Consider the following 20083-nt stretch of genomic DNA (forward strand, 5'->3'; position numbering starts at 1 on the left):
TGACGGCGAGCGGCGGCCTCGCGGCGCGAGCCCCCTCATCCGTCCCGCTGCGCGGGCCACCTTCTCCCCCGAGGGGAGAAGGGAAATCTCGACCATCCTCATCTGACCCTCTGGATCTCGGCGCGGAACTCGGCCGCCAGGGCGTGGGCCTCCAGTCCTTCCAGCCGCGCCAGCCGCGCCGCCACGGGCGCCAGTTGCATCGCGCCCGCCGCCGTCACCGTCTGCACCGACATGGAGGTCATGAAGCTGGAGGTGGTGATGCCGCCCAGGGTCCGCGCGCCGCCGTCCGTCGGCAGGACGTGGCTGGGTCCCGCCGCATAGTCGCCCAGGGTCTCGGCCGCCCACTGGCCGACGAAGACCGCGCCCGCCGCCCGGATCTTCGGAACCAGCCGGTCGGCGTCCTCGACATGCAGGGCCAGGTGTTCGGGGCCGTAGAGGTTGGACACCGCTACCGCCTCGTCCAGATCGCGGACCTTGATCGCCCGCGCCTCGACCAGCGACGCCCGCGCGATGTGCGCGCGTGGCAGGTCCTCCAGCAGTTTCTCGACCTCCTCGACGATGTCGTCGATCCGCTGGGTGCTGTCGGACACCAGCACCACCTGGGCGTCGGCGTCGTGTTCGGCCTGGCTCAGCAGGTCGGCGGCGACCAGGGTCGGATTGGCCCGGTCGTCGGCGATGACCAGGAGTTCCGACGGCCCCGCCGGCATGTCCTGCGACGGCCCGTCGGGCAGGGAGGCGGCGTACCGCTTGGCCTCGGCCACATAGGCGTTGCCCGGTCCGAACAGCTTGTCGCAAGCCGGGATTTCGCCGTCGTCCAGCGTCACGCCATAAGTCATGGCCGCAATGGCCTGCGCCCCGCCGATCAACCAGATCGCATCTAATCCGGCCTCCGCCGCCGCCAGGATGATGGCCGGATGGGCCGATCCGTCCTTGCGCGGAGGGGTCACAGCGACCCGCGTTTCTACCCCCGCGACGCCCGCCGGAATGGCCAGCATCAGGAGCGACGAGAACAGCGGCGCCGAGCCGCCGGGCGCATAGAGGCCCGCCGAACTGATGGGCCGCCAGACGATCTTCGAGCTGACGCCGGGCGTCGTCTCGACCGACTTCGAATCCTCGGGGACGGTCGCCTGATGGAAGACCCGCACATTCTCCGCCGCGACCCGCAGGGCCCGCGTATCGGCCGGGGGCAGGGCGTCGCGCGCCTCCGCCACCACGGCCTCGGTGATGGCGATCCGGCGCGGCGCGAAGCCGTCCAGCTTGATCGCCCACTCGGTCACGGCCGCGCCGCCGCGCGCCTCCACGTCGTCGAAGATGGCGCGCACGGCGTCCACGACGTTCGCCTCCGACCGCTGCTTCGGCCGGGCCAGGGCGTCCCGCCGCCCCGCCGCATCCAGTTTCGCCCAGTCGATGCGCTTCATCACATCATCTTCTCGATGGGGAGCACGAGCACCGCCGAAGCGCCCGCCGCCTTCAGCTTCTCCAGCGTCTCCCAGAAGACCGCCTCCTGACAGACGGCGTGGACGGCGACCGCATCGTCACGTCCCATCAGAGGCATGACCGTCGGCGCGCCTGCTCCGGGCAGAAGCGCGGTGATCTCGTCCAGCGCCGCGCGCGGGGCGTTCAGCATCACGTATTTCGCGCCCTGCGAACTGACCACGCCCGCCATCCGCTCGATGATCGAGTCCAGCAGGTGCTGCAGCCCCGGTTCCGGCGCCGCCGGCGAGCGGATCAGCACCGCCTGGCTCTCGAACACCGTCTCTTGGGCGACGAGCCCATTGGCCTCCAGCGTCGCGCCGGTGGATACCAGATCGCAGATCGCCGCCGCCAGCTTCAGCCGTGGCGCCACCTCGACCGCCCCGCGCATGACGACGATGTCCGCGCTCACGCCGCGCTCTTCCAGATAGCGACGAAGGATCTTCGGATACGACGTCGCGATCCGCGCGCCCTCCAGCGACCCCGGCCCGGCGTAGTCCAGCGTTGGCGGACAGGCGAGCTTCAGGGTGCATTTGCCGAAGCCCAGCGGCATGACGACGGACGCATTCGCCCCTTCTTGGGAAGGATTGGCGTTCTTGCCTTCCTCAAGCACGTTCTCGCCCACGATGCCGAGGTCGCAGACCCCGTCCGCCACGAAGGTCGGGATATCGTCGTCGCGCACGCGCAGCAGGTCGATAGGATAGTTCTCGACCTTGTAGAGCAGGTCGTTGTTCCCCTTCACGACACGCAGGCCCGCGTCCCGCACGAGGTCGAGACTGCGTTCGGCCAGACGGCCGGATTTCTGCACGGCGATACGCAGTCGCCCCTGGACGGTACTCATCGGATCAGGCTTTCTTGTTCAGCTTGCTCAGGCGATCCAGGACCAGGCGGTAGCCCTGATGGTCCATCTCGCGCAGGAAGCGCGCGACCCGAACGACGGTGGTCGGACTGGCGCCCGCCTCCACGCCGATCTCGCGATAGGTCTTCAGTCCCTCGTCCAACAGCCGCGCCACCGCCCACCGCTCCGAAAAGGCGCGCAGTTCGGCGGGGGTGCAGAGATCGGACAGGAAGGCGTCCAGCTCCGCCGGCGTCTTCAGCGACAGGATAGCGTCATAGAGCGCGATCCGGTCGTCGGCGGCCTTGTCGATGGCCTTCTTGGAGGGTGGGGTGGACATGATGACGTTCCACTATGCTGTAACGGTGAAACGGTCAAGGGGCCCCTCTCCCCTTGCGGGAGAGGGAGACCGCGCACGTGAGCGAAGCGATCGTTCTTGCGCGGTCGGGTGAGGGGTGAAACGCGGCTGTTGCCGAGTGAGCGCCGGACGCATCTCGCATGCGTCTCCGTACCCCTCATCCGTCAGCCTTCGGCTGCCACCTTCTCCCGCAAGGGGAGAAGGGAAATCCTTAAGCCGCCTGCGTCTTCGCTTCCACCGCCGGCCCCGCCAGCCGTTCGATCAACCCGGTCAGATTCAACGGCCGTGCGATCAGATACCCCTGCGCCGTGTCGCACCCCATGCCGCGCAGCAGGGCGAGCGCCGTCGGCGTCTCGACCCCCTCGGCGGTGATGGTCATGCCCAGGCTGTGCGCCAGGTCGATGGTCGACTTCACCAAGAGCGCATCCTTCGCGCTCTCGTCCAGACCCATGACGAAGGCCTTGTCGATCTTCAGTTCGTCGGCCTTGATCCGCTTCAGATAGGCCAGGGACGACAGGCCTGAGCCGTAGTCGTCGATCGACACCCCGACGCCCGCCGCCGAGAAACGGTCGATGATGCCCAGGGCCACTTCCGGATTGTCGATGACCGCCGTCTCGGTGATCTCGAAACAGAGGTCGGCGCCGGAGGCCGCCACGGCCTCCAGGGCGAAGTCGGCGAAGCTCTCGTCCGACAGCAGACGGCCCGAGATGTTGACCGACATGGTCACCACGTGGCCGGCCTCGGCCAGCGTCTTCTGGTCGGCGATCGACTGGCGCACGGCCCATTCGGTCAGGGCGCGGATCTGGCCGGTTTCTTCGGCCATGGTGATGAAGAGGTCGGGCGAGACGAAGCCGCGACGCGGGTGATTCCACCGCATCAGGGCCTCCACGCCCTTGATGGCGTCGGCGCGCAGATCGTACTTCGGCTGATAGGCCATCCAGACCTGGGCCGTCTCCAGCGCCCCCATCAGCTCGCTGATCAGGCTGAGGTTGCCGACGGGGTCGCCGTAAGCCGCCGCGTCGAACAGGGCGGCCTTCTTGTGGCCCGCGCGCGCCTGATCCAGACCGATGCCGGCCCGATCCACGACCGAGTCCACCCCGCCGTTGCCGCCGCGCGCCCGGCCGATCCCGGCGCTGAGGGCGGCATCCACCGTCGCCCCGATCAGCTTCACCGGCGTATCGGCGACGGCGCAAAGTTCGATCGCCAGTTCGATGGCCTCGGCGTCGCTGTCGGCGTGAACGATCATCCCGACCGCGCCGGCCGCGACCCGCGCGACGCGCGACCCGCCCGCGGCCGCCGACAGGCGGGAACCCAGGGCGCCGACCAGCTGGGCCATGGAATCGAAGCCGATGGCGTTCCGCACGATCTCAAAGCGGTCGACCCCGAACAGGATGACATAGCCCTCGGCCGTCCGGCTCGCCTCGCGTTCCAGCCACAGCCGGTTGGGCAGGCCCGTCTCCTGATCGTGCAGGGCCATGTGGGTCAGCCTCGCCTCACGGTCCCGGATATCCCCGGCCATGGCGTTGAAGCTGGCCGCCAGCCGCCCGATCTCGTCCGCGGAGGTCACTGCGACCTCGGCGTGTTCGCCGTTCTGCAGGCGATGCACCGCCTCATCCAGTTCGGTGATCGGCCGCGTCAGGCCGCGCGACAGCATCCAGGTCCCGGCCATCAGGATGGCCAGGCCGATGAAGGCGATGGCGCCGAGCGCCCAGAACATGGCCTCGAACGGCTTCATCGCCTTGGCCATCGGATAGCTGAGGGTCAGCACCGCCGGCGCATGGTCGTCGAAGCTCGGCAGGGGGTGGGCCAGCACCATGGCCTCGCCCTGGGGCGTGCGGGTGGTCACCGGTTTCTCGTTCCCGGCGGCCAGGACCCGGTCGATGGCGCCGCCCAGCGCGCTGGCCGGTCCCGCCATGTCGTGCCAGCCGTCCGGCGCCGAGGTCTGCACCGAGGCGGACAGCGGGATCGCCGACAGTTCTTCCAGATTGCGCATCTGCGACTGGTCTAGCCGCTCGACGAAGACGACCCAGCCGATCAGCACGGGCGCCATCACCGGCGCCGAGACCGCCTGATAGGGCTGGCCGTTGATGCTCAGGACCCCGGCGTCGATATCGCCCCCGTTCAGTCCCTTCCACAGGACGTCGGCGGTCGCCGTGTCCAGGTCCACCCCGGCCGAAGTGACATAGCCGTCCACGCCCAGGATCAGGGCGCCGTCCACCTTCTGACGGGCGCGCAGATTGTCGAGCGCGGATCGCACCGTCGGCTCGTCGTTCGTCGCCACGGCTTCGCGGAAGCCGTAGTCCTGGGCCAGGACCGCCGCGCCCTGACGCAGCTGCGCCGACTGCGACGCCCAGATCTGCTGATAGACGTTGCCCGTGGCGCTCAGTTCGTCGCGAACCAGGGTGCGGGCGCTGCCGGTGATGGCGGTGGACACGGCCAGCGCCACCAGCATCAGGGCGACGCCGAACATCCCCATATAGAGGACCGTCAGACGGGTCCTCAGGTTCTTGAACTTGATCGTCACCGGACGGCCGCCCTGGCGGAGAAGTCTCCAGTCACCGCCTGTCGGCCCGCGCCTGCGCCGATGGTCACGGTCGAGGCCTGCTCGTTGCCGCGCACGTTCAGCTGCGGATGCCAGACGACCAGTCGCGCCGCCCCGGCCGGGACGCCCGGAATGACCACCTCGCCCGCCGCATTGGTTTTGCCGGCGTAGGGGGTGTCGACCACCCGCACATAGGCCAGCATCTGGTCGTGGATGTTGCAGCCTAGGGCGGCGACCCCGGCGGTGGTGAAGGTATGGGTCCGCGTCACGTCGCGACCGAACAACTCGATCTCGAACCGGTTGCCGCGCGAGAACGAGTAAACATGGTGGCGCACCCGATCCAGGTTGGGGAAGCTGACCGTCCCGCCCACCGGCGCGATCAGCACATAGGGCTGGAACTGCACGTCCTGCTGCACGATCCGCAGCGGCCAGCTGAAGCGGATCGGCCCGGCCGGAACCCCGGCGTTCGGCCTCACGGTGACCACGGCGTCGCGCACCGGACGCCCGGAGCTGTCACGGACGCTGACCGTCAGGTCGCCCGCGAACACAGGGCCGCAAATCAAGGTAAAGATGATCGTCAGAAAAAGGCGCATGCCGTCTCTGTAAAGCGACGTCGTGAAGTTCAAGTAAATCCGTATGCAGCCGTCGGTTGCATCGATCTATAACTTTGGTTCTACCGTGAGACGACGTAGGGCCGTCTTTTACTCGTCTTTAAGTACGATCGGCCTATTGGCGACCATCTTTCGCAGTCCGAGACCGCCCGTGAAATTCGCTTCGTCGATCGCCGCCTGCCTGCTCGTTTCGGCGGCCGTTCCTGCGGTCGCCTCGGCCCAGGCCCTTGACTGGGTTCCGGAAAGCCGCACCGGCGGCAAACTTCTCTTGACCGGCGGCGTCTCGACCATCGAGGGTTCGGGCGGCGGCGGTCTCGCCACCTGGGCGACCACGACCGGCTACGGCGACGAGGACGGCATCGGCGGCAATGTCCACGCCACCTACGTCAGCGTCCCCGACTACGAACTTCGCTCCTGGGGCGCGGCCGTGGGCCTGTGGGACCGGGTCGAACTGTCGGTCGCGCGTCAGGAGTTCGACACCGGCGCGACGGGCGCGGCGCTCGGCCTCGGTCGCGGCTTCACCTTCACCCAGGACATCGTGGGCGTGAAGGTCAAGCTGATCGGCGACGCCGTCTACGCTCAGGACACCTGGATGCCCCAGATCGCCGTGGGCATTCAGCACAAGTCCAACGACCAGGGCGCCATCGTCCGAGCCGTCGGCGGCCGGGACGACGAAGGCACCGAATACTATGTCGCCGCGACCAAGCTGTTCCTGGCCAACAGCCTGCTCGTCTCCGGCGCCGTCCGCTACACCAACGCCAACCAGACGGGCCTTCTGGGCTTCGGCGGCGACCGCAACGACGATCTGGAGCCCCAGTTCGAGGGCTCGGTCGGCTACCTCCTGAACCGCCATCTCGCGGTCGGCGCCGAATACCGCACCAAGCCCGACAACCTCGGCTTCGCGGGCGAGGACGACTGGGTCGACGTCTATGCGGCCTGGGCGCTGAACCGCCACCTCTCCGTCACCGCCGCCTATGTGGACCTGGGGTCGATCGCGACCTTCAAGGACCAGCGCGGTTTCTATCTCTCGCTCCAGGCCGGGTTCTGACCATGCGCTTCCTGCTTCTGACAGCCGCCGCCGCCCTGCTGGCCGCCCCCGCCTTCGCCTCCCCCGCTTATGCTCAGGACGCGGCCCAGGACGACTTCGTCGTTCCGCCCGTCGTCATGTCGACCGAGCATCCGAACGAGGAAGCGGTCGAGCCCTACCAACAGTCCAACGCCCACGCCGGCGCGACGCCCTTCGAGGGCACGGTCATGTGGGAGGCCTTCCACGGTCAGGAGGGCGTCAACCGCATCGTGGACGCCATGGTCGATCGCAACATCGCCGACCCGCGCATCGCCGGCACCTTCGTGGGCCACGACCTGGTCCGTATCCGCCGCACGCTGAAGGAACAGTTCGCCTACATCCTCGGCGGCCCGGTCGACTACACGGGCCGTGACATGGTCTCGTCCCATCGCGACCTGGGCCTTCAGGCGTCGGACATGGGCGCCCTGGTCGAGAACCTGCAGATCGCCATGTCGGAAGAGGGCGTCGCCTTCGCCGCCCAGAACCGCTTCCTGGCGAAACTCGCCCCGATGCGGCGCGACGTGGTGGTCCGCTAATCTCACACGTCTCCTCCCCATTTCATGGGGAGGTGGCAGCGAGCCCTTGGCGAGCTGACGGAGGGGGTGACCGGGTCTCGACGATCGAGCACCACGAACCCTCACTCCGCAGACCGTCTCGCCCCCTCCGTCACGGCGCTGAAGACGCGCCGCGCCACCTCCCCATTCGCCAAGCGGCGAACAGGGAGGAGATTTCCTATCCCGCACCGCAACAAAACTGTTGCGTCATCGTCGCTCGCCGGTCCACGCTCTGCGTTCACCAAGACGCGGGAGCGACCGTCACGTTCGACGAAATGTCAGGCCACGCCGGATCGACCGAGGTCCGTGAAAGCTATCGGACGCTCGCCCGGTGGCTGGAAAGCGCGCCGGCCGACCTGCTCCAGGCCCGGTCGCGTCAGGCCGAACTCTTCTTCCGCCGCATGGGGGTGACCTTCGCCGTCTATGGCGACGTGGAATCCAACGAGCGGCTGATCCCCTTCGACGTCGTACCCCGCATCATCGGCGCGAACGAGTGGACCGATCTGGAGAAGGGGCTGAAACAGCGCGTCAGCGCCATCAACGCCTTCCTGAAGGACATTTACGGCCCGCAGGACTGCATCAAGGCCGGTATCGTCCCGGCCGAACTGATCTTCACCAACCCCCACTACCGGCCCGAGATGCAGGGCCGCCGTCCGCCGGGCGACATCTGGACCCACATCTGCGGCGTCGATCTGGTCCGCACGGGCGAAGACGGCTTCGTGGTGCTGGAAGACAACTGCCGCACCCCGTCCGGCGTCTCCTACATGCTGGAGAACCGCGAGATGATGATGCGGTTGTTCCCCGACCTGTTCGCCGAACACCGCATCCGCCCGGTCGAGACCTATACCGACATGCTGCTGGCCAGCCTGCGCGCCAGCGCCCCGGACCACGCCGGCGCCGATCCGAACATCGTCGTCCTGACGCCAGGCCCGTTCAACTCGGCCTACTACGAACACTCCTTCCTGGCCGACAAGCTGGGAGTGGAGCTGGTCGAGGGCGGGGACCTGTTCGTCGATGACGACGTCGTCTTCATGCGGACCACCGAGGGGCCCAAGCGCGTCGATGTCATCTACCGTCGCGTGGACGACGACTGGATCGACCCCCTGACCTTCCTGCCGCACTCGTCGGTCGGTGTGCCCGGCCTGATGGCGGCCTATGCGGCGGGCAATGTGACCCTGTCGAACGCGGTCGGCACCGGCGTGGCGGACGACAAGGCCGTCTACACCTACATGCCGGAAATCATTAAGTTCTTCTCCGGCGGCGACCCCATTTTGGGCAATGTCCCCACCTGGCGCTGCCGCGAGCCGGACGCGCTCAAGGAGGTGCTCGACAAGCTGCCGGAACTGGTCGTCAAGGAGGTCGGAGGCTCGGGCGGCTACGGCATGCTGGTCGGCCCCGCCTCGACCAAGGCCGAGATCGAGGACTTCCGCGCCAAGCTCATCGCCGACCCCGACGACTTCATCGCCCAGCCGACCCTGTCCCTCTCGACGGCCCCGACGCTGGACGCCGCGGGCGCCCTGTCGCCCCGCCATGTGGACCTGCGACCCTTCGTTCTCTCCAGCCCCGCCGGCGTCCGCGTCGCGCCCGGCGGCCTGACGCGTGTGGCGCTGAAACAAGGCTCGCTCGTGGTCAACTCCAGCCAGGGCGGCGGCACCAAGGATACGTGGGTGCTGGATGATTAGGTCGCTCAAAAAATCTCCTCCCTGTTCGCCACTTGGCGAATGGGGAGGTGGCGCGGCCCTCCTTCAGGGCCGTGACGGAGGGGGCGACTCCGGCCGTCGTCATGAGGTCGGCCAGCCCTCGCTTCTGAGATCGTCTCGCCCCCTCCGTCACGGCGCGAAGATGCGCCGCGCCACCTCCCCATCGCTACGCGACAGGGAGGAGACAGCATCATGCTGAGCCGCACCGCAGAATCCCTCTACTGGACCGGCCGCTACATGGAGCGCGCCGACTTCCTCGCGCGCATACTCGAGGCCGCGCTGCGCCTCGCCGCCCTCCCGGCCCGCGACGGCGCCGCCGCCACGGCCTGGGCCAGCGCCATCGCCTCGGCCGGCGTCTCGCGCCAGTTCGCCGCCTCCGGCCGCACCCCGTCCGAAAAGTCGGTGCGCGAGTTCCTGGCCTTCGCGCCGGAGAACCCGTCCTCCATCCGCGCCTGCATCACCGCGGCCCGCACCAACGCCCGCTCGGTCCGCACCGCCCTGACCATCGAGCTCTGGGAAGCCATCAACGGCGCCTGGAACGGTCTGGGCGAGTTCGGCGAACCGACCAAGCGCGACGACTTCGTTCGCTTCTTGGAATGGGTGAAGAGCGTCAGCCTCGCCGTCGAGGGCGCCTCGTCGCGGACCATGCTCAGGAACGACGCCTACTGGTTCCTGCGTCTCGGCATGGCGATCGAGCGGGCCGACAACACCGCCCGCCTGCTGGACGTCAAATATCACCTGCTGCTCCCGGCCGGAGAGCGGGTCGGCGGCCAGCTCGACTATTTCCAGTGGACGACGCTTCTGCGCGAAGTGTCCGCCCTCACCGCCTACCGCTGGGTCTATCGGGAATCGGTGCGCCCCTGGCTGGTCGCCGACCTGATGGTCCTGAACCGCCAGATGCCGCGCTCGCTGGCCAGCTGTCAGGCCATGATCGTCTCCTATCTGGAGAAGCTGGCTGCCGACTACGGCCGTCGCGGCCCGGCCCAGCGCCTCGCCTCCGCCCGCCTGACCCGCTTCAACGAGACCAATATCGAAGAGATCTTCCAGTCGGGTCTGCACGAATACATCCTGGCCTTCCTCGGCGAGAACAACGCCTTGGCCAACGCCATCCACGACCAGTACCTGGTGTAGGCGGGTGAGTGCTCTTCTCTTCCATCTCCCCCTTCCGTCATCCTCGGGCTTGTCCCGAGGATCCATGGCTCCGCGCGCAGGCTGGGTGTCGAATGCACCGAGCGGCGTGCGCGCCTTCGGTCTGGGAGCGGCCGCCAAATGGATCCTCGGGACAAGCCCGAGGATGACGACATGTGTGGCGGGGGCTGGGGAGGACTGAACCATGCGCATCCGGATCGACCACGAAACCCGCTACGCCTACGACCGCGCCGCCCGGTTCATCGTCCAGGTCCTGCGCCTGACGCCGCGCTCGACCGAGGGCCAGCAGGTCCGCGACTGGCGCATCGAGACCGACGTCGACGCCCATCTGCGCCGCTCCGAGGACGCCTTCGGCAACATCGTCCACACCCTCTACACCGAGCGCCCGACCCCGACCCTGATGGTCCGCGTGACCGGAGAGATCGCCACGGTCGACACCGGCGGCGTCCTGCGCGGCGGGCCGGAACGCCTGTCGCCGCTGGTCTTCCTGCGCGACACCCCCCTGACCCACGCGGACGCGGCGCTTCGCGCGCTCGCCGACGAGGTGGGGGAGGGCGGCGATACCCTCAGCCGCCTGCACCGTCTGATGTCCCTCGTTCACGGCCAGGTCGCCTTCATGGTCGGCTCGACCACGGCCGATCACACCGCCGCCGCCGCCTGGGCCCAGAAGAAGGGCGTCTGCCAGGACCACGCCCAGATCTTCATCGCAGCGGCCCGCCGCATGGGCATCCCGGCCCGCTACGTCTCCGGCCACCTGCATCGCCGGGACGGCGTCGAACACCAGGAGGCCGCCCACGCCTGGGCCGAGGCCTGGGTCGAGGATCTGGGCTGGGTCGGCTTCGATCCCGCCAACGGCATCTGCCCGACCGAACACTATGTCCGCGTCGCCTCGGGCCTCGATGCGCTCGGCGCCTCGCCCATCCGGGGGACCAGCTACGGCGGCGGTCGCGAGACCATGACGGTCGCCCTGCGTGTGCGTCAGATGCAACAGACGCAACAGCAACAGCAGTCGCAAAGTCGATCGTGAAAGCCGTTTACCTCGCCTTGAGTATCGAATCTGCTAGCCTGACCCCTTCTTTCCGGTGGGGGATCGGCTCGGGGGCCGGTCTATCGCTATGACTTACTGCGTCGGCATGATGGTGAACGAGGGTCTGGCGATGATCGCCGACACCCGCACGAACGCCGGTGTGGACAACATATCCTCCTACAAGAAGCTGCACGTCACCGAGGTGACCGGCGACCGCGTCATCTCCATCGCCACCGCCGGCAATCTGTCGGTGACCCAGACGGCCCTGGCCATGCTGGCCGACGGGGTCGTCATGCCCGGCCACGACGAGCCGGAGACCCTGCTGACCGCTCCGACCCTGTTCCGCGCGGCCCAGCTGGCCGGCTACTGCCTCAACCAGGTGCGTCAGGACCTGCAGCCGACGGTCCAGGCCGATGCGCTGAAGATCACCGCCTCCATGCTGCTGGGCGGCCAGATCGGGGGCGGCAAGATGGGCCTCTACCTGATCTACGCCCAGGGCAATTTCATCGAGTGCGGCGAGGACACCCCCTACCTCCAGATCGGCGAGCTGAAGTACGGCAAGCCCATCCTGGACCGGGCGCTGCGTCCCGACACGCCCATGGCCGAGGCGGTCAAACTGGGTCTGATCAGCTTCGATTCGACCATCCGCTCGAATATCGCGGTCGGTCCGCCGTTCGACATGATCGTCATCCCGCGCGACCAGCTCCACGGCGAACAGCGCCGCATCGAGGCCGACGACCCCTATTTCAAGGACCTCGGCCGCCGCTGGTCCGAAGCCCTTTCCCAGGCGCACCGCAACATGCCGGCCCCGCCCTGGATGGAAGACAGCCCAGTGGTCACCCGCCCCAGCATTTCGGTGGTGGGGTAAGGCATACCCTTTCCCCTTGCGGGAGAGGGAGATCGCGCACGGCGGCGCAGCCGTCGTCCTCGCGCGATCGGGTGAGGGGTGACGCTCACCCTCACCGATGAGCCGCCTGCTCGTCGCAGCTCATCCGCATCCTCGTACCCCTCATCCGTCAGCCTTCGGCTGCCACCTTCTCCCGCAAGGGGAGAAGGAACACCTGTCTGCGACACAGCGTCACAATAAAATTGAGAATGGTTCTCAATTTCTATTGCGCCCTGCGACAAACTGTCTATTGCGACCGCATCTCAGTTTCAACACCGGATCGCCATAGTGTCCCTCCCCAACGCTAACGCTCTCCGCGCTCTTCTCAGCGCCTCCACCGCCGCCGGCATGCTCTGCGCCGCCCCGGCCCTCGCCGCGGAGCCGACGACGGCGCCCTCGGGTCCCGCCGCCGATCCGGTGCAGCAGACCCAGGCGACCTCCACCCTGGAGACCGTGGACGTTCAGGGCCGCCGCGTCCGTCGCGAGCCCAACTCGCCCCAGTTCACCGCCGACGTGGTCGACACCCCGCGCGCCGTCACCGTGATCCCGCAACAGATCATCGAACAGACCGGCGCCACCTCGCTGCAGGACCTGCTCCGCACCTCGCCCGGCATCACCTTCGGCGCCGGCGAGGGCGGCCAGCCGCTGGCCGACCGTCCCTTCATTCGCGGCCAGGCCTCGGCCAACAACGTCTTCCTGGACGGCATCCGCGATACCGGCGGCCAGCAGCGCGAGGTCTTCGCCCTGGAGCAGGTCGAGGTCATCAAGGGCCCGGATTCGGTCTACTCCGGTCGCGGCTCTGGCGGCGGTTCGATCAATCTCTCCACCAAGCGTCCGCGCCTGGAGCAGTTCACCACCATGTCGCTCGGCGCCGGCACGGACGGCTATCTGCGCGGCACGGTCGACTGGAACGCGCCCCTGACCGAGACCGGCGCCCTGCGGATCAACCTGATGGGCGCGCAAGGCGACGTCCCTGGCCGCAACGCCGTCGACTATGACAAATGGGGCGTCCTGGTCTCGGCCGGCATCGGCCTGGGTACGGACACCCACCTGATCGGCAGCTACTACCACCTGACCTCGAACCAGATGCCCGACTACGGCATCCCGCTCTTCACCAAGATCGGCGTCCGCACGACCGAGAGCGGCATTCTGGATGTCCCCTACGACAGCTTCTACGGCCTGACCGCGCGCGACTATCTGGTCGGCGAGACCGACGCCTTCACCCTGGATTTCCAGCACCGGGTTTCGGACGCCATCACCATCCGCAACGTCACCCGCTATTCCGAGAACCTGAACGACTATGTCGTCACCAACCCGGGCGACGGCGGCAACATCACCAACAACGGCGTGGCCCTGATCAATGGCGTCTACTGGATGAAGCGGGGCCTGAAGTCGCGCTGGAACCCGACCAAGACCCTGTCGAACGTCACCGACATCTTCGGCACGGTCAGCTGGGCCGGCCTGACCCACTCCTACGACGTCGGCGTCGAGATCAGCCGCGAGCGCAACAACAACGCGTCCTGGACGATCACCACCCTGTCCGGCTCGACCTGCCCGGCGCCCCTGACCGGCTTCGACTGCACCCCGCTGTATAATCCGAACCCGTCCGATCCCTGGACCGGCACGATCGTTCGCGGCGTGACCTCGACCAACCTGGCCGAGACGACCGGCCTCTACGCCTTCGACTCCATCGCCATCGGCGAGCGCTGGATCGTGAACCTGGGCGTCCGTTACGACGACTATTCGGTGACCGGCGCCGACGTCACCGGCACCATCGCCGCCCCGGTGCCGACGCCCCGCAACGGCTCGTGGGACTTCGTCAACTACCAGGCCGGCGTGGTCTACAAGCCCAGCCGCAACTCCTCGATCTACGCCTCCTACTCGACGTCCTCGACGCCCCCGACCATCGCGGCGGGCGACCAGAACACGGGCTCCGGCGTCGGCACGGGCAACCTCGTCAACGTCCTGCTCGAGCCGGAAGACACCACCAGCTACGAGATCGGCGGCAAGCTCTCGCTCTTCCACCAGCAGCTCCTGCTCTCGGCGGCCGCCTTCAAGCTGACCCGCGAGAACGCCCAGGTTCAGATCTCGACCGGCGTCTACGCCCAGGTCGGAGAGGTCGAGGTCCAGGGCATCGAACTGGGCGCCTCGGGCAACATCACCCCGAAATGGCAGGTCTTCGGCGGCTACACCTATATGGATAGCGAACTGGTGCGCGGCGCCTTCAACGGCATCAACCAGGGCGATCCGCTGGCCAACACCCCGGAACACACCTTCAGCCTGTTCTCGACCTACAACGTCACCGACCGCTTCTCGGCCGGCGGCGGCGTCTACTATGTGTCGAAGAGCTTCGGCGGGAACCAGGGCGGCGCCGGCGGCGGTACGAACCGCATCTTCGCCCCGGAATACACCCGCGTGGACCTGTTCGCTTCGTATGACGTGACCGACCGCGCCACCCTGCAACTGAACGTGCAGAACGCGGCCGATGAGCGCTATATCATCCGCACCAACGGCGTTCACCACGCAGACGTCGCCCCGGCCCGCTCGGCCACCCTGGCGCTGAACATGCGCTTCTAAGGCTACCGGAGACTTCGTCCTTGCTGCTGCACATCCCAGACGTCTTCAGCAAGGACGAGGTCGCCCGCCTTCGCGCCATCCTGGACGCCGGTCCCTGGACCGACGGCAACGTCACCTCGGGCCACCAGTCCGCCCGCGCCAAGAACAACGCCCAGCTGCCTGAGGACAGCCCCCAGGCCCGCGAGGTCGGTGCCCTGATCCAGCAGGCGCTCAACGCCAATCCGATGTTCGTCTCGGCGGCCCTTCCGCACACGGTCTTTCCCCCGCTGTTCAACCGCTATGAGGGCGGTCAGGCCTTCGCCGCCCACGTCGACAACGCCATCCGCGTCCACCCGTCGGGCCTGCGCATCCGCTCCGACCTGTCGGCGACCCTCTTCCTGTCGGAGCCCTCGGACTACGACGGCGGCGAACTGACCATCGAAACCGCCTACGGCCCGCAGACGGTGAAACTGCCCGCTGGGGACATGGTCCTCTATCCGTCGCGCAGCCTGCACCACGTGACCCCCGTCACGCGCGGCGCGCGCGTCTCGTCCTTCTTCTGGATCCAGTCCCTGATCGCCAACGATCAGGACCGCGAGACCCTGTTCCAGCTCGACATCGCCACCCAGCGCGTCGCAGTCGACAAGGGTCCCACCGATCAGGCCGTGCTGGAACTGACCGGCGTCTATCACAACCTGCTCAGACGTTGGTCCGAGGTCTGACGGTCTCAATAATCTCCGTCCACCCCAGCGAAGGCTGGGGTCCAGATCACGGATTCAGGCGGCCGGGATAAGGCGCCGGTTCTGCTGATCGGAGCGGCGGGGTCTTCCATCTGCACCCCAGCCTTCGATGGGGTGCACGGATGAAAATCTACCAGCTCAGCGCCAACCCGGCCCTGACCGTCCGGGGCGGTCCGTATCCCGCCACCCCGTCGCCGGTCTCCGACACCTCGACCTCGGCATCGAACAGATTGTCCGCCGCCACATATGCGACGACCCCGGTCCGCACCTCATACTCGGCCCGCGCGTCCACAGTCGTCGCCGCATCCAGCACCCGGCTGTTCAGATCGTCCTCGAACCGCGCGCTCTCGTACCGCACCCGCCCGACCAGGGTCAGCCGATCCCAGACCCGCCAGTCCGCCCCGACCGAGGCGCTCCACTCCGGCGCCTGGGCCGGCCGCAACCCCGTCAGCTGTGCCGCCGACGTCCCGCCGTCGACCTCCGCATCCGTCCACGACAGGCCGCCGTCCACCGACAGCCGCTCCCCGACCCGATGCGACGCCGTCAGCTCGACCCCCGTCGCCTCGATCGTCCCCGCATTCTGGCGCTGCCTCAGCACCCCGCCCGCCGGCACGAAGCCCGCCCTCGGGAAGGTCCCCGGCCCGACGCCGACGGTCACATTGACGATGGCGTCCTCGATCCGGTTCCAGAACACGGTCGCCCCCAGCGCCGTCGCCCCGTCCTCCCAGTTCAGCCCCGCCTCGACCCCCTGCAGCTCTTCCGGAACCAGCCCGGCGTTGGCCTCGGTCAGGTCGTTCCCGACCCGAAACGGCCGATGCAGTTCGTTCAGCGTCGCCGGCCGGAACCCGGAATAGGCCGCCGCCCGCGCCGCCAGCCCGTCGCCCAGATCGCGTCGCACCGCCAGCCTTGCAGAAACCACCTCGCCCGACCGCTCCGGGTCGGTCTCGTCCAGCGTCGGCAGGCCGGTCGCCAGGTCCCGCTCGACCCTCCGCCCGTTGGAATTCTCCCAGCCGTCGATCCGCAGACCCCCCGCCACCAGCCACGGCCCGCCCGTCCACGACGCCTCGCCGTACGCACCGATCACCGAGGTCTCGCCCCCCGCCACACGATCCCTCGTGAAGGCGCCCGCCATGAAGCGGAACAACTCCTGCGTCTCGCCTTCGTTGAACCGGGCGTCCGCGCCGAGCTCCCACTCCAGCCGCCCGCCGCCCAGATCGACGGCTGCGCGGCGCACGGCGAGATTGGCGCCCCAGCCCTCCGCCGGGGTCGCGAACTGGTTGTTCGCCGGCGTCGTCGATCCGCGCCCCGCCGCCACCGCGACCGACGTGTTCGCGAAGTCGCTCTCCCGCCGCCACACCTGCGCTCGCCAGCCCAGCCGTTCGGCCGAAGGCGTCCTCGAAACGGTCGCCGAGTAACTCTGTCCTGTCGCCGACGACCGCGCCCCGACCAGACCCGACCCGCGCTCCTCCTCATAGGCCGAGGCTCTCAGCGACAGGGCCGTCGCCTCGCTCAGGGCCACGTCCGCCCGCAGCGCCCCGCTCAGCGTCGCCAAATCCAGCGGCGTATCCGCCGCCCCCGCAGCCGCGCCGCGCACCGGGACATAGCCGTCGCTCAACTCCCGCTGCACCGCCCCGGTCAGGGCGAACCGCCCCGCGCTCAGCGTCGTCGCCGCCGCCAGTCTCTGCCCGCCATACTCCCCACCTGACACGTCCAGCACCCCGCCGTCCGTGTCCCGCTCGCGCAACTGGATCACCCCGGTCAGGGCGCCCGCCCCATAGGGTCCGGCCCCCGCGCCCCGCACGATATCCAGCCCCGACAAACTCTCCGGCGCCACCTGCGACCACAGCACCCAGCCCCCGAACGGATCATTCAGCGGCACGCCGTCCAGCGTCACCAGCGTCCGTCCCGCCCCCGACGGCGCGATGGCCCTCAGCGAAATCCCCTGCGTCGTCGGATTGGCCGCCAGACTGGTCGTCCGCCGGAACAGGCTGACCGCCGGCACGGTCTGAAGCGCTTCGTCCAGCCGCGTCGCCCGGCCCAGAACCTGCTCGTCCAGCCGGATCACGGAGAAGGCCGCGTCGCCTGCCGCAGGCGGCAGCCGGGCGGCGGTGACCACGATGTCGGGAAGGTCGGCTGGGGCGTCCTGGATCATGCCCGACCCAATACTCCGCAACCGCTACGGTTGCTTGTCTAACGCGAAGTTTTCGACGGCCGCGCTTTCAGGTCACAGCCGGCCCAGCAGCTCCTCCGCGAAGGTCGACAGCGTATCGTCCCGCGCCCCCATGACCACGATCCGGTCGCCCGGTTTCGCCAGCGCCACGATCCGGTCGCCACAGGCCGCCCGGTCGTGCAGGGCCTCCGCGTTCCTCCCCTCGGCCCGGACGCCCGCCGCGATATCCTCCGACCCCACGCTGCGATCCGTGGTCCCGCCGTAATAGACCGGCTCCGGCATCACCAGCACGTCGTCGGCCTTCAGCAACCCGGCGAAGGTCTCGATGAACTCGCGCTTCATCAGCTTCAGCGGCCCGAACCCGTGCGGCTGGAACATCACCAGCAGCCGCCCGTCGAAGGCATGCAGGGTCTTCAGCGTCGCCGAGATCTTGTCCGGGTTGTGGGCGAAGTCGTCGATGACGGTGATCTCATTCCGGACCCCCACCACTTCCATCCGCCGCTTGATTCCGCCGAAGGTCTCCAGCGATTTCACCGCCTCCTCCAGCGGCACGCCAAGCGCCCGCACGGCCCCCAGCGCCGCCAGCGCATTGGCCACATTGTGCGCGCCGGGCACGTTCAGCGTCGCGGTGATCCGTGTCCCGCTCGACCGCTCCGTCAGGTCGAAGGTCATGCCGGCGGGCAGGGGCCTCAGGTCATGCGCCGCATAGTCCGCCGCCTCGTTCCCGAGCGCGAAGGTCAGCACGGCCTCCGCCCGCCCGTCGTCCGCCATCGTCTGCGCCAGGGCCGCCGTCTCGACGTTGTCGAGGTTCAGCACCGCCGTTCTCGCCCGGCCGGTGAAGCCGCCGAACAGGTCGCGCAGCTCCTCCATCGACTTGTGGTCCAGCGAGATGTTCGACACCACCGCCACCGTCGGATCGTAGCGCGCGATGGAGCCGTCCGACTCATCCACCTCGGCCACGAACAGGTCCGTCCCGCCCACCAGGGCGCTGGCGAACGGGTGGTCGGCGTCGGCGAAGTTCCGCATCACCGCCCCGTTCATCACGGTCGGCTCCCGCCCCGCCTGCGACAATATCCAGGCGATCATCCCCGTGATCGTCGACTTGCCGCTGGTCCCCGCCACGCCCACCGACGTCGGCGCCGCATTGAAGATCTGGCTCAGCAGCTGGGGCCGGGTGACGATCTCGGCGCCCACCCGCTTCGCCGCTCCGATGTCCGGCACCGTGTCCTCGACCGCGCCGGTCGCCACCACGATCTGGTCGACGCGCACGCCCGAACCGTCCTGCGGATGCAGCACCACGTCATGCGCCCGCAGCCAGTCGAACTTCTCCGGCGTCCGACCCTGATCCAGCGCCCGGTCCGAACCCTCGATCGCGGCGCCGCGCGCCTGAACGATCATGGCCAGAGGCAGCATGCCCGACCCGCCGATGCCGCAGAAGAAATAGGAGACGTTGTTGGCCATTCCGCCTTAGAACAGAGGTTCGGGGCCCCGCGCCACTGTCTTTTGCCGACCTGCTTCCCGGAGCGTCCGTGACCGATCTCGCCAAGGCGACCAACGGCTTCAAGATCGGCGCGGTCTGCGTCAGCTCGCGCTTCAATCCGGCCCGCGCCGAGGCGGTCGAGGGCTGGATGGCCGAACACTATCCGGACGGGCCGATCCGCGTCGTCTTCCACCCCTCCAGCTTCGACAAGTCCGGCCATTTCGCCGGCGACGACCAGACACGCGCCGACGCCTTTGTCGAATACGCCAACGATCCGCACATCCACGCCGTCTGGTTCGCGCGCGGCGGCTACGGCTCCTGCCGCGTGGCCGAGAGCATCATCCCGCGCCTGACCGAGGTCGCCCGCCGCAAACGCTACCTCGGCTATTCCGACGCCGGCAGTCTGATGGCCGCCCTCTACAAGGCCGGTTTTCCCCATGTGGCGCATGGCCCGATGGCCTCGGATTCCGTCCGCAACGACGAGACGGCGGAGGGCGCTCTGGCCTGGCTGACCACGGGCGAGACCCCCTGGCTCGAACCGTCGCTGGCCACCGACCCGCGCCCGGCCGTCGCCTTCAACCTGACGGTGCTGGACCAGCTTCTGGGTACGCCTCTGGAGCCCGACCTGACCGACCACGTCCTGATGCTGGAGGATGTGTCCGAGGCCGCCTACCGCCTCGACCGGACCATGTTCCACCTGACCAGCCAGCCCTCGATCCGCCGCGTCGCCGGCATCCGCGCGGGCCGGTTCACCGACGTCACGCCGAACGAGCCCGACTTCGGCCTGACCGGCGAACAGATCGTCGAATACTGGTGCGAGCGCTCGGGCATCCCCTACCTCGGCCGCGCCGACATCGCCCATGACCGCAACAACAAGGTCGTGCCGTTCGGGCCACGGTCTTAACCCTATCGCTCCCGCGCCCGGGGAAGCCTGTC

The 20083-nt window shown here is 68.4% G+C and carries 16 protein-coding genes; 9 read left to right on the forward strand and 7 right to left on the reverse strand.

Going from position 1 to position 20083, the window contains the following annotated elements:
* Nucleotides 1–98 precede the first annotated feature (98 nt).
* From hisD to ACETK8_RS05240, 5 genes are all read right to left on the reverse strand, one after another.
* Nucleotides 99–1418 (reverse strand): histidinol dehydrogenase, encoded by a 1320-nt coding sequence (hisD, locus tag ACETK8_RS05220; protein ID WP_374038458.1) that lies wholly within the window; start codon nt 1416–1418, stop codon nt 99–101.
* Nucleotides 1418–2314, reverse strand: coding sequence for an ATP phosphoribosyltransferase (gene hisG / locus ACETK8_RS05225; RefSeq protein ID WP_374038459.1), 897 nt, complete (start codon nt 2312–2314; stop codon nt 1418–1420). The genes hisD and hisG overlap by 1 nt, the downstream gene beginning before the upstream one ends.
* 4 nt (nt 2315–2318) lie before the next feature.
* On the reverse strand, nt 2319–2648 hold the full coding sequence (locus ACETK8_RS05230) for a YerC/YecD family TrpR-related protein (RefSeq protein ID WP_374038460.1): 330 nt from the start codon (nt 2646–2648) through the stop codon (nt 2319–2321).
* 229 nt (nt 2649–2877) lie between these two features.
* Nucleotides 2878–5190: a putative bifunctional diguanylate cyclase/phosphodiesterase gene (locus tag ACETK8_RS05235; protein ID WP_374038461.1), complete on the reverse strand. Its 2313-nt coding sequence runs from the start codon at nt 5188–5190 to the stop codon at nt 2878–2880.
* On the reverse strand, nt 5187–5801 hold the full coding sequence (locus ACETK8_RS05240) for a methylamine utilization protein (protein WP_374038462.1): 615 nt from the start codon (nt 5799–5801) through the stop codon (nt 5187–5189). Before ACETK8_RS05240 ends, ACETK8_RS05235 begins: the two co-directional genes overlap by 4 nt.
* Nucleotides 5802–5970: 169 nt before the next feature.
* Between ACETK8_RS05240 and ACETK8_RS05245 the strand changes: the two genes are divergently transcribed.
* The 8 genes from ACETK8_RS05245 to ACETK8_RS05280 all read left to right on the forward strand — a co-directional run bounded on the left by ACETK8_RS05245 (nt 5971) and on the right by ACETK8_RS05280 (nt 15479).
* Nucleotides 5971–6867: a DUF3034 family protein gene (locus tag ACETK8_RS05245; protein WP_374038463.1), complete on the forward strand. Its 897-nt coding sequence runs from the start codon at nt 5971–5973 to the stop codon at nt 6865–6867.
* A gap of 2 nt (nt 6868–6869) precedes the next feature.
* Nucleotides 6870–7421: a group I truncated hemoglobin gene (locus ACETK8_RS05250; RefSeq protein ID WP_374038464.1), complete on the forward strand. Its 552-nt coding sequence runs from the start codon at nt 6870–6872 to the stop codon at nt 7419–7421.
* Between the two features lie 293 nt (nt 7422–7714).
* Nucleotides 7715–9121: a circularly permuted type 2 ATP-grasp protein gene (locus ACETK8_RS05255; RefSeq protein ID WP_374038465.1), complete on the forward strand. Its 1407-nt coding sequence runs from the start codon at nt 7715–7717 to the stop codon at nt 9119–9121.
* A gap of 210 nt (nt 9122–9331) precedes the next feature.
* Entirely contained in the window at nt 9332–10270 is a 939-nt protein-coding gene (locus ACETK8_RS05260; RefSeq protein ID WP_374038466.1) for an alpha-E domain-containing protein, read from the forward strand.
* 202 nt (nt 10271–10472) lie between these two features.
* Nucleotides 10473–11315, forward strand: coding sequence for a transglutaminase family protein (locus ACETK8_RS05265; RefSeq protein WP_374038467.1), 843 nt, complete (start codon nt 10473–10475; stop codon nt 11313–11315).
* A 106-nt stretch (nt 11316–11421) separates the two neighbouring features.
* Complete coding sequence (locus ACETK8_RS05270) at nt 11422–12183, forward strand: peptidase (protein ID WP_374038468.1); 762 nt, start codon at nt 11422–11424, stop codon at nt 12181–12183.
* Nucleotides 12184–12549: 366 nt separating this feature from the next.
* On the forward strand, nt 12550–14778 hold the full coding sequence (locus ACETK8_RS05275) for a TonB-dependent receptor (protein ID WP_374039351.1): 2229 nt from the start codon (nt 12550–12552) through the stop codon (nt 14776–14778).
* Between the two features lie 20 nt (nt 14779–14798).
* A complete protein-coding gene (locus ACETK8_RS05280) occupies nt 14799–15479 on the forward strand; it encodes a Fe2+-dependent dioxygenase (RefSeq protein ID WP_374038469.1) in 681 nt (226 codons plus the stop codon).
* 148 nt (nt 15480–15627) lie between these two features.
* Here ACETK8_RS05280 and ACETK8_RS05285 read toward each other — a convergent pair whose 3' ends face one another.
* Nucleotides 15628–17649, reverse strand: a complete 2022-nt coding sequence (locus ACETK8_RS05285; RefSeq protein WP_374038470.1) for a TonB-dependent receptor — start codon at nt 17647–17649, stop codon at nt 15628–15630.
* Nucleotides 17650–17721: 72 nt separating this feature from the next.
* Complete coding sequence (locus tag ACETK8_RS05290; RefSeq protein ID WP_374038471.1) at nt 17722–19128, reverse strand: UDP-N-acetylmuramate--L-alanine ligase; 1407 nt, start codon at nt 19126–19128, stop codon at nt 17722–17724.
* 68 nt (nt 19129–19196) lie between these two features.
* Here ACETK8_RS05290 and ACETK8_RS05295 point away from each other — a divergent pair, with 68 nt between their 5' ends.
* Entirely contained in the window at nt 19197–20051 is an 855-nt protein-coding gene (locus ACETK8_RS05295) for an LD-carboxypeptidase (RefSeq protein WP_374038472.1), read from the forward strand.
* Nucleotides 20052–20083 lie beyond the last annotated feature (32 nt).

Origin of the sequence: Brevundimonas staleyi (assembly GCF_041893865.1) — a bacterium.
Lineage (GTDB): Bacteria > Pseudomonadota > Alphaproteobacteria > Caulobacterales > Caulobacteraceae > Brevundimonas > Brevundimonas staleyi.

Bases quoted from the DNA above. Each gene is read 5' to 3' on its own strand.
- ACETK8_RS05240 (WP_374038462.1), bottom strand. From the start codon at position 5,801: ATGCGCCTTTTTCTGACGATCATCTTTACCTTGATTTGCGGCCCTGTG.
- ACETK8_RS05290 (WP_374038471.1), bottom strand. From the start codon at position 19,128: ATGGCCAACAACGTCTCCTATTTCTTCTGCGGCATCGGCGGGTCGGGC.
- ACETK8_RS05255 (WP_374038465.1), top strand. From the start codon at position 7,715: ATGTCAGGCCACGCCGGATCGACCGAGGTCCGTGAAAGCTATCGGACG.
- ACETK8_RS05260 (WP_374038466.1), top strand. From the start codon at position 9,332: ATGCTGAGCCGCACCGCAGAATCCCTCTACTGGACCGGCCGCTACATG.
- ACETK8_RS05275 (WP_374039351.1), top strand. From the start codon at position 12,550: ATGCTCTGCGCCGCCCCGGCCCTCGCCGCGGAGCCGACGACGGCGCCC.
- ACETK8_RS05285 (WP_374038470.1), bottom strand. From the start codon at position 17,649: ATGATCCAGGACGCCCCAGCCGACCTTCCCGACATCGTGGTCACCGCC.
- ACETK8_RS05230 (WP_374038460.1), bottom strand. From the start codon at position 2,648: ATGTCCACCCCACCCTCCAAGAAGGCCATCGACAAGGCCGCCGACGAC.
- ACETK8_RS05250 (WP_374038464.1), top strand. From the start codon at position 6,870: ATGCGCTTCCTGCTTCTGACAGCCGCCGCCGCCCTGCTGGCCGCCCCC.
- ACETK8_RS05270 (WP_374038468.1), top strand. From the start codon at position 11,422: ATGATGGTGAACGAGGGTCTGGCGATGATCGCCGACACCCGCACGAAC.
- ACETK8_RS05265 (WP_374038467.1), top strand. From the start codon at position 10,473: ATGCGCATCCGGATCGACCACGAAACCCGCTACGCCTACGACCGCGCC.
- hisD (WP_374038458.1), bottom strand. From the start codon at position 1,418: ATGAAGCGCATCGACTGGGCGAAACTGGATGCGGCGGGGCGGCGGGAC.
- hisG (WP_374038459.1), bottom strand. From the start codon at position 2,314: ATGAGTACCGTCCAGGGGCGACTGCGTATCGCCGTGCAGAAATCCGGC.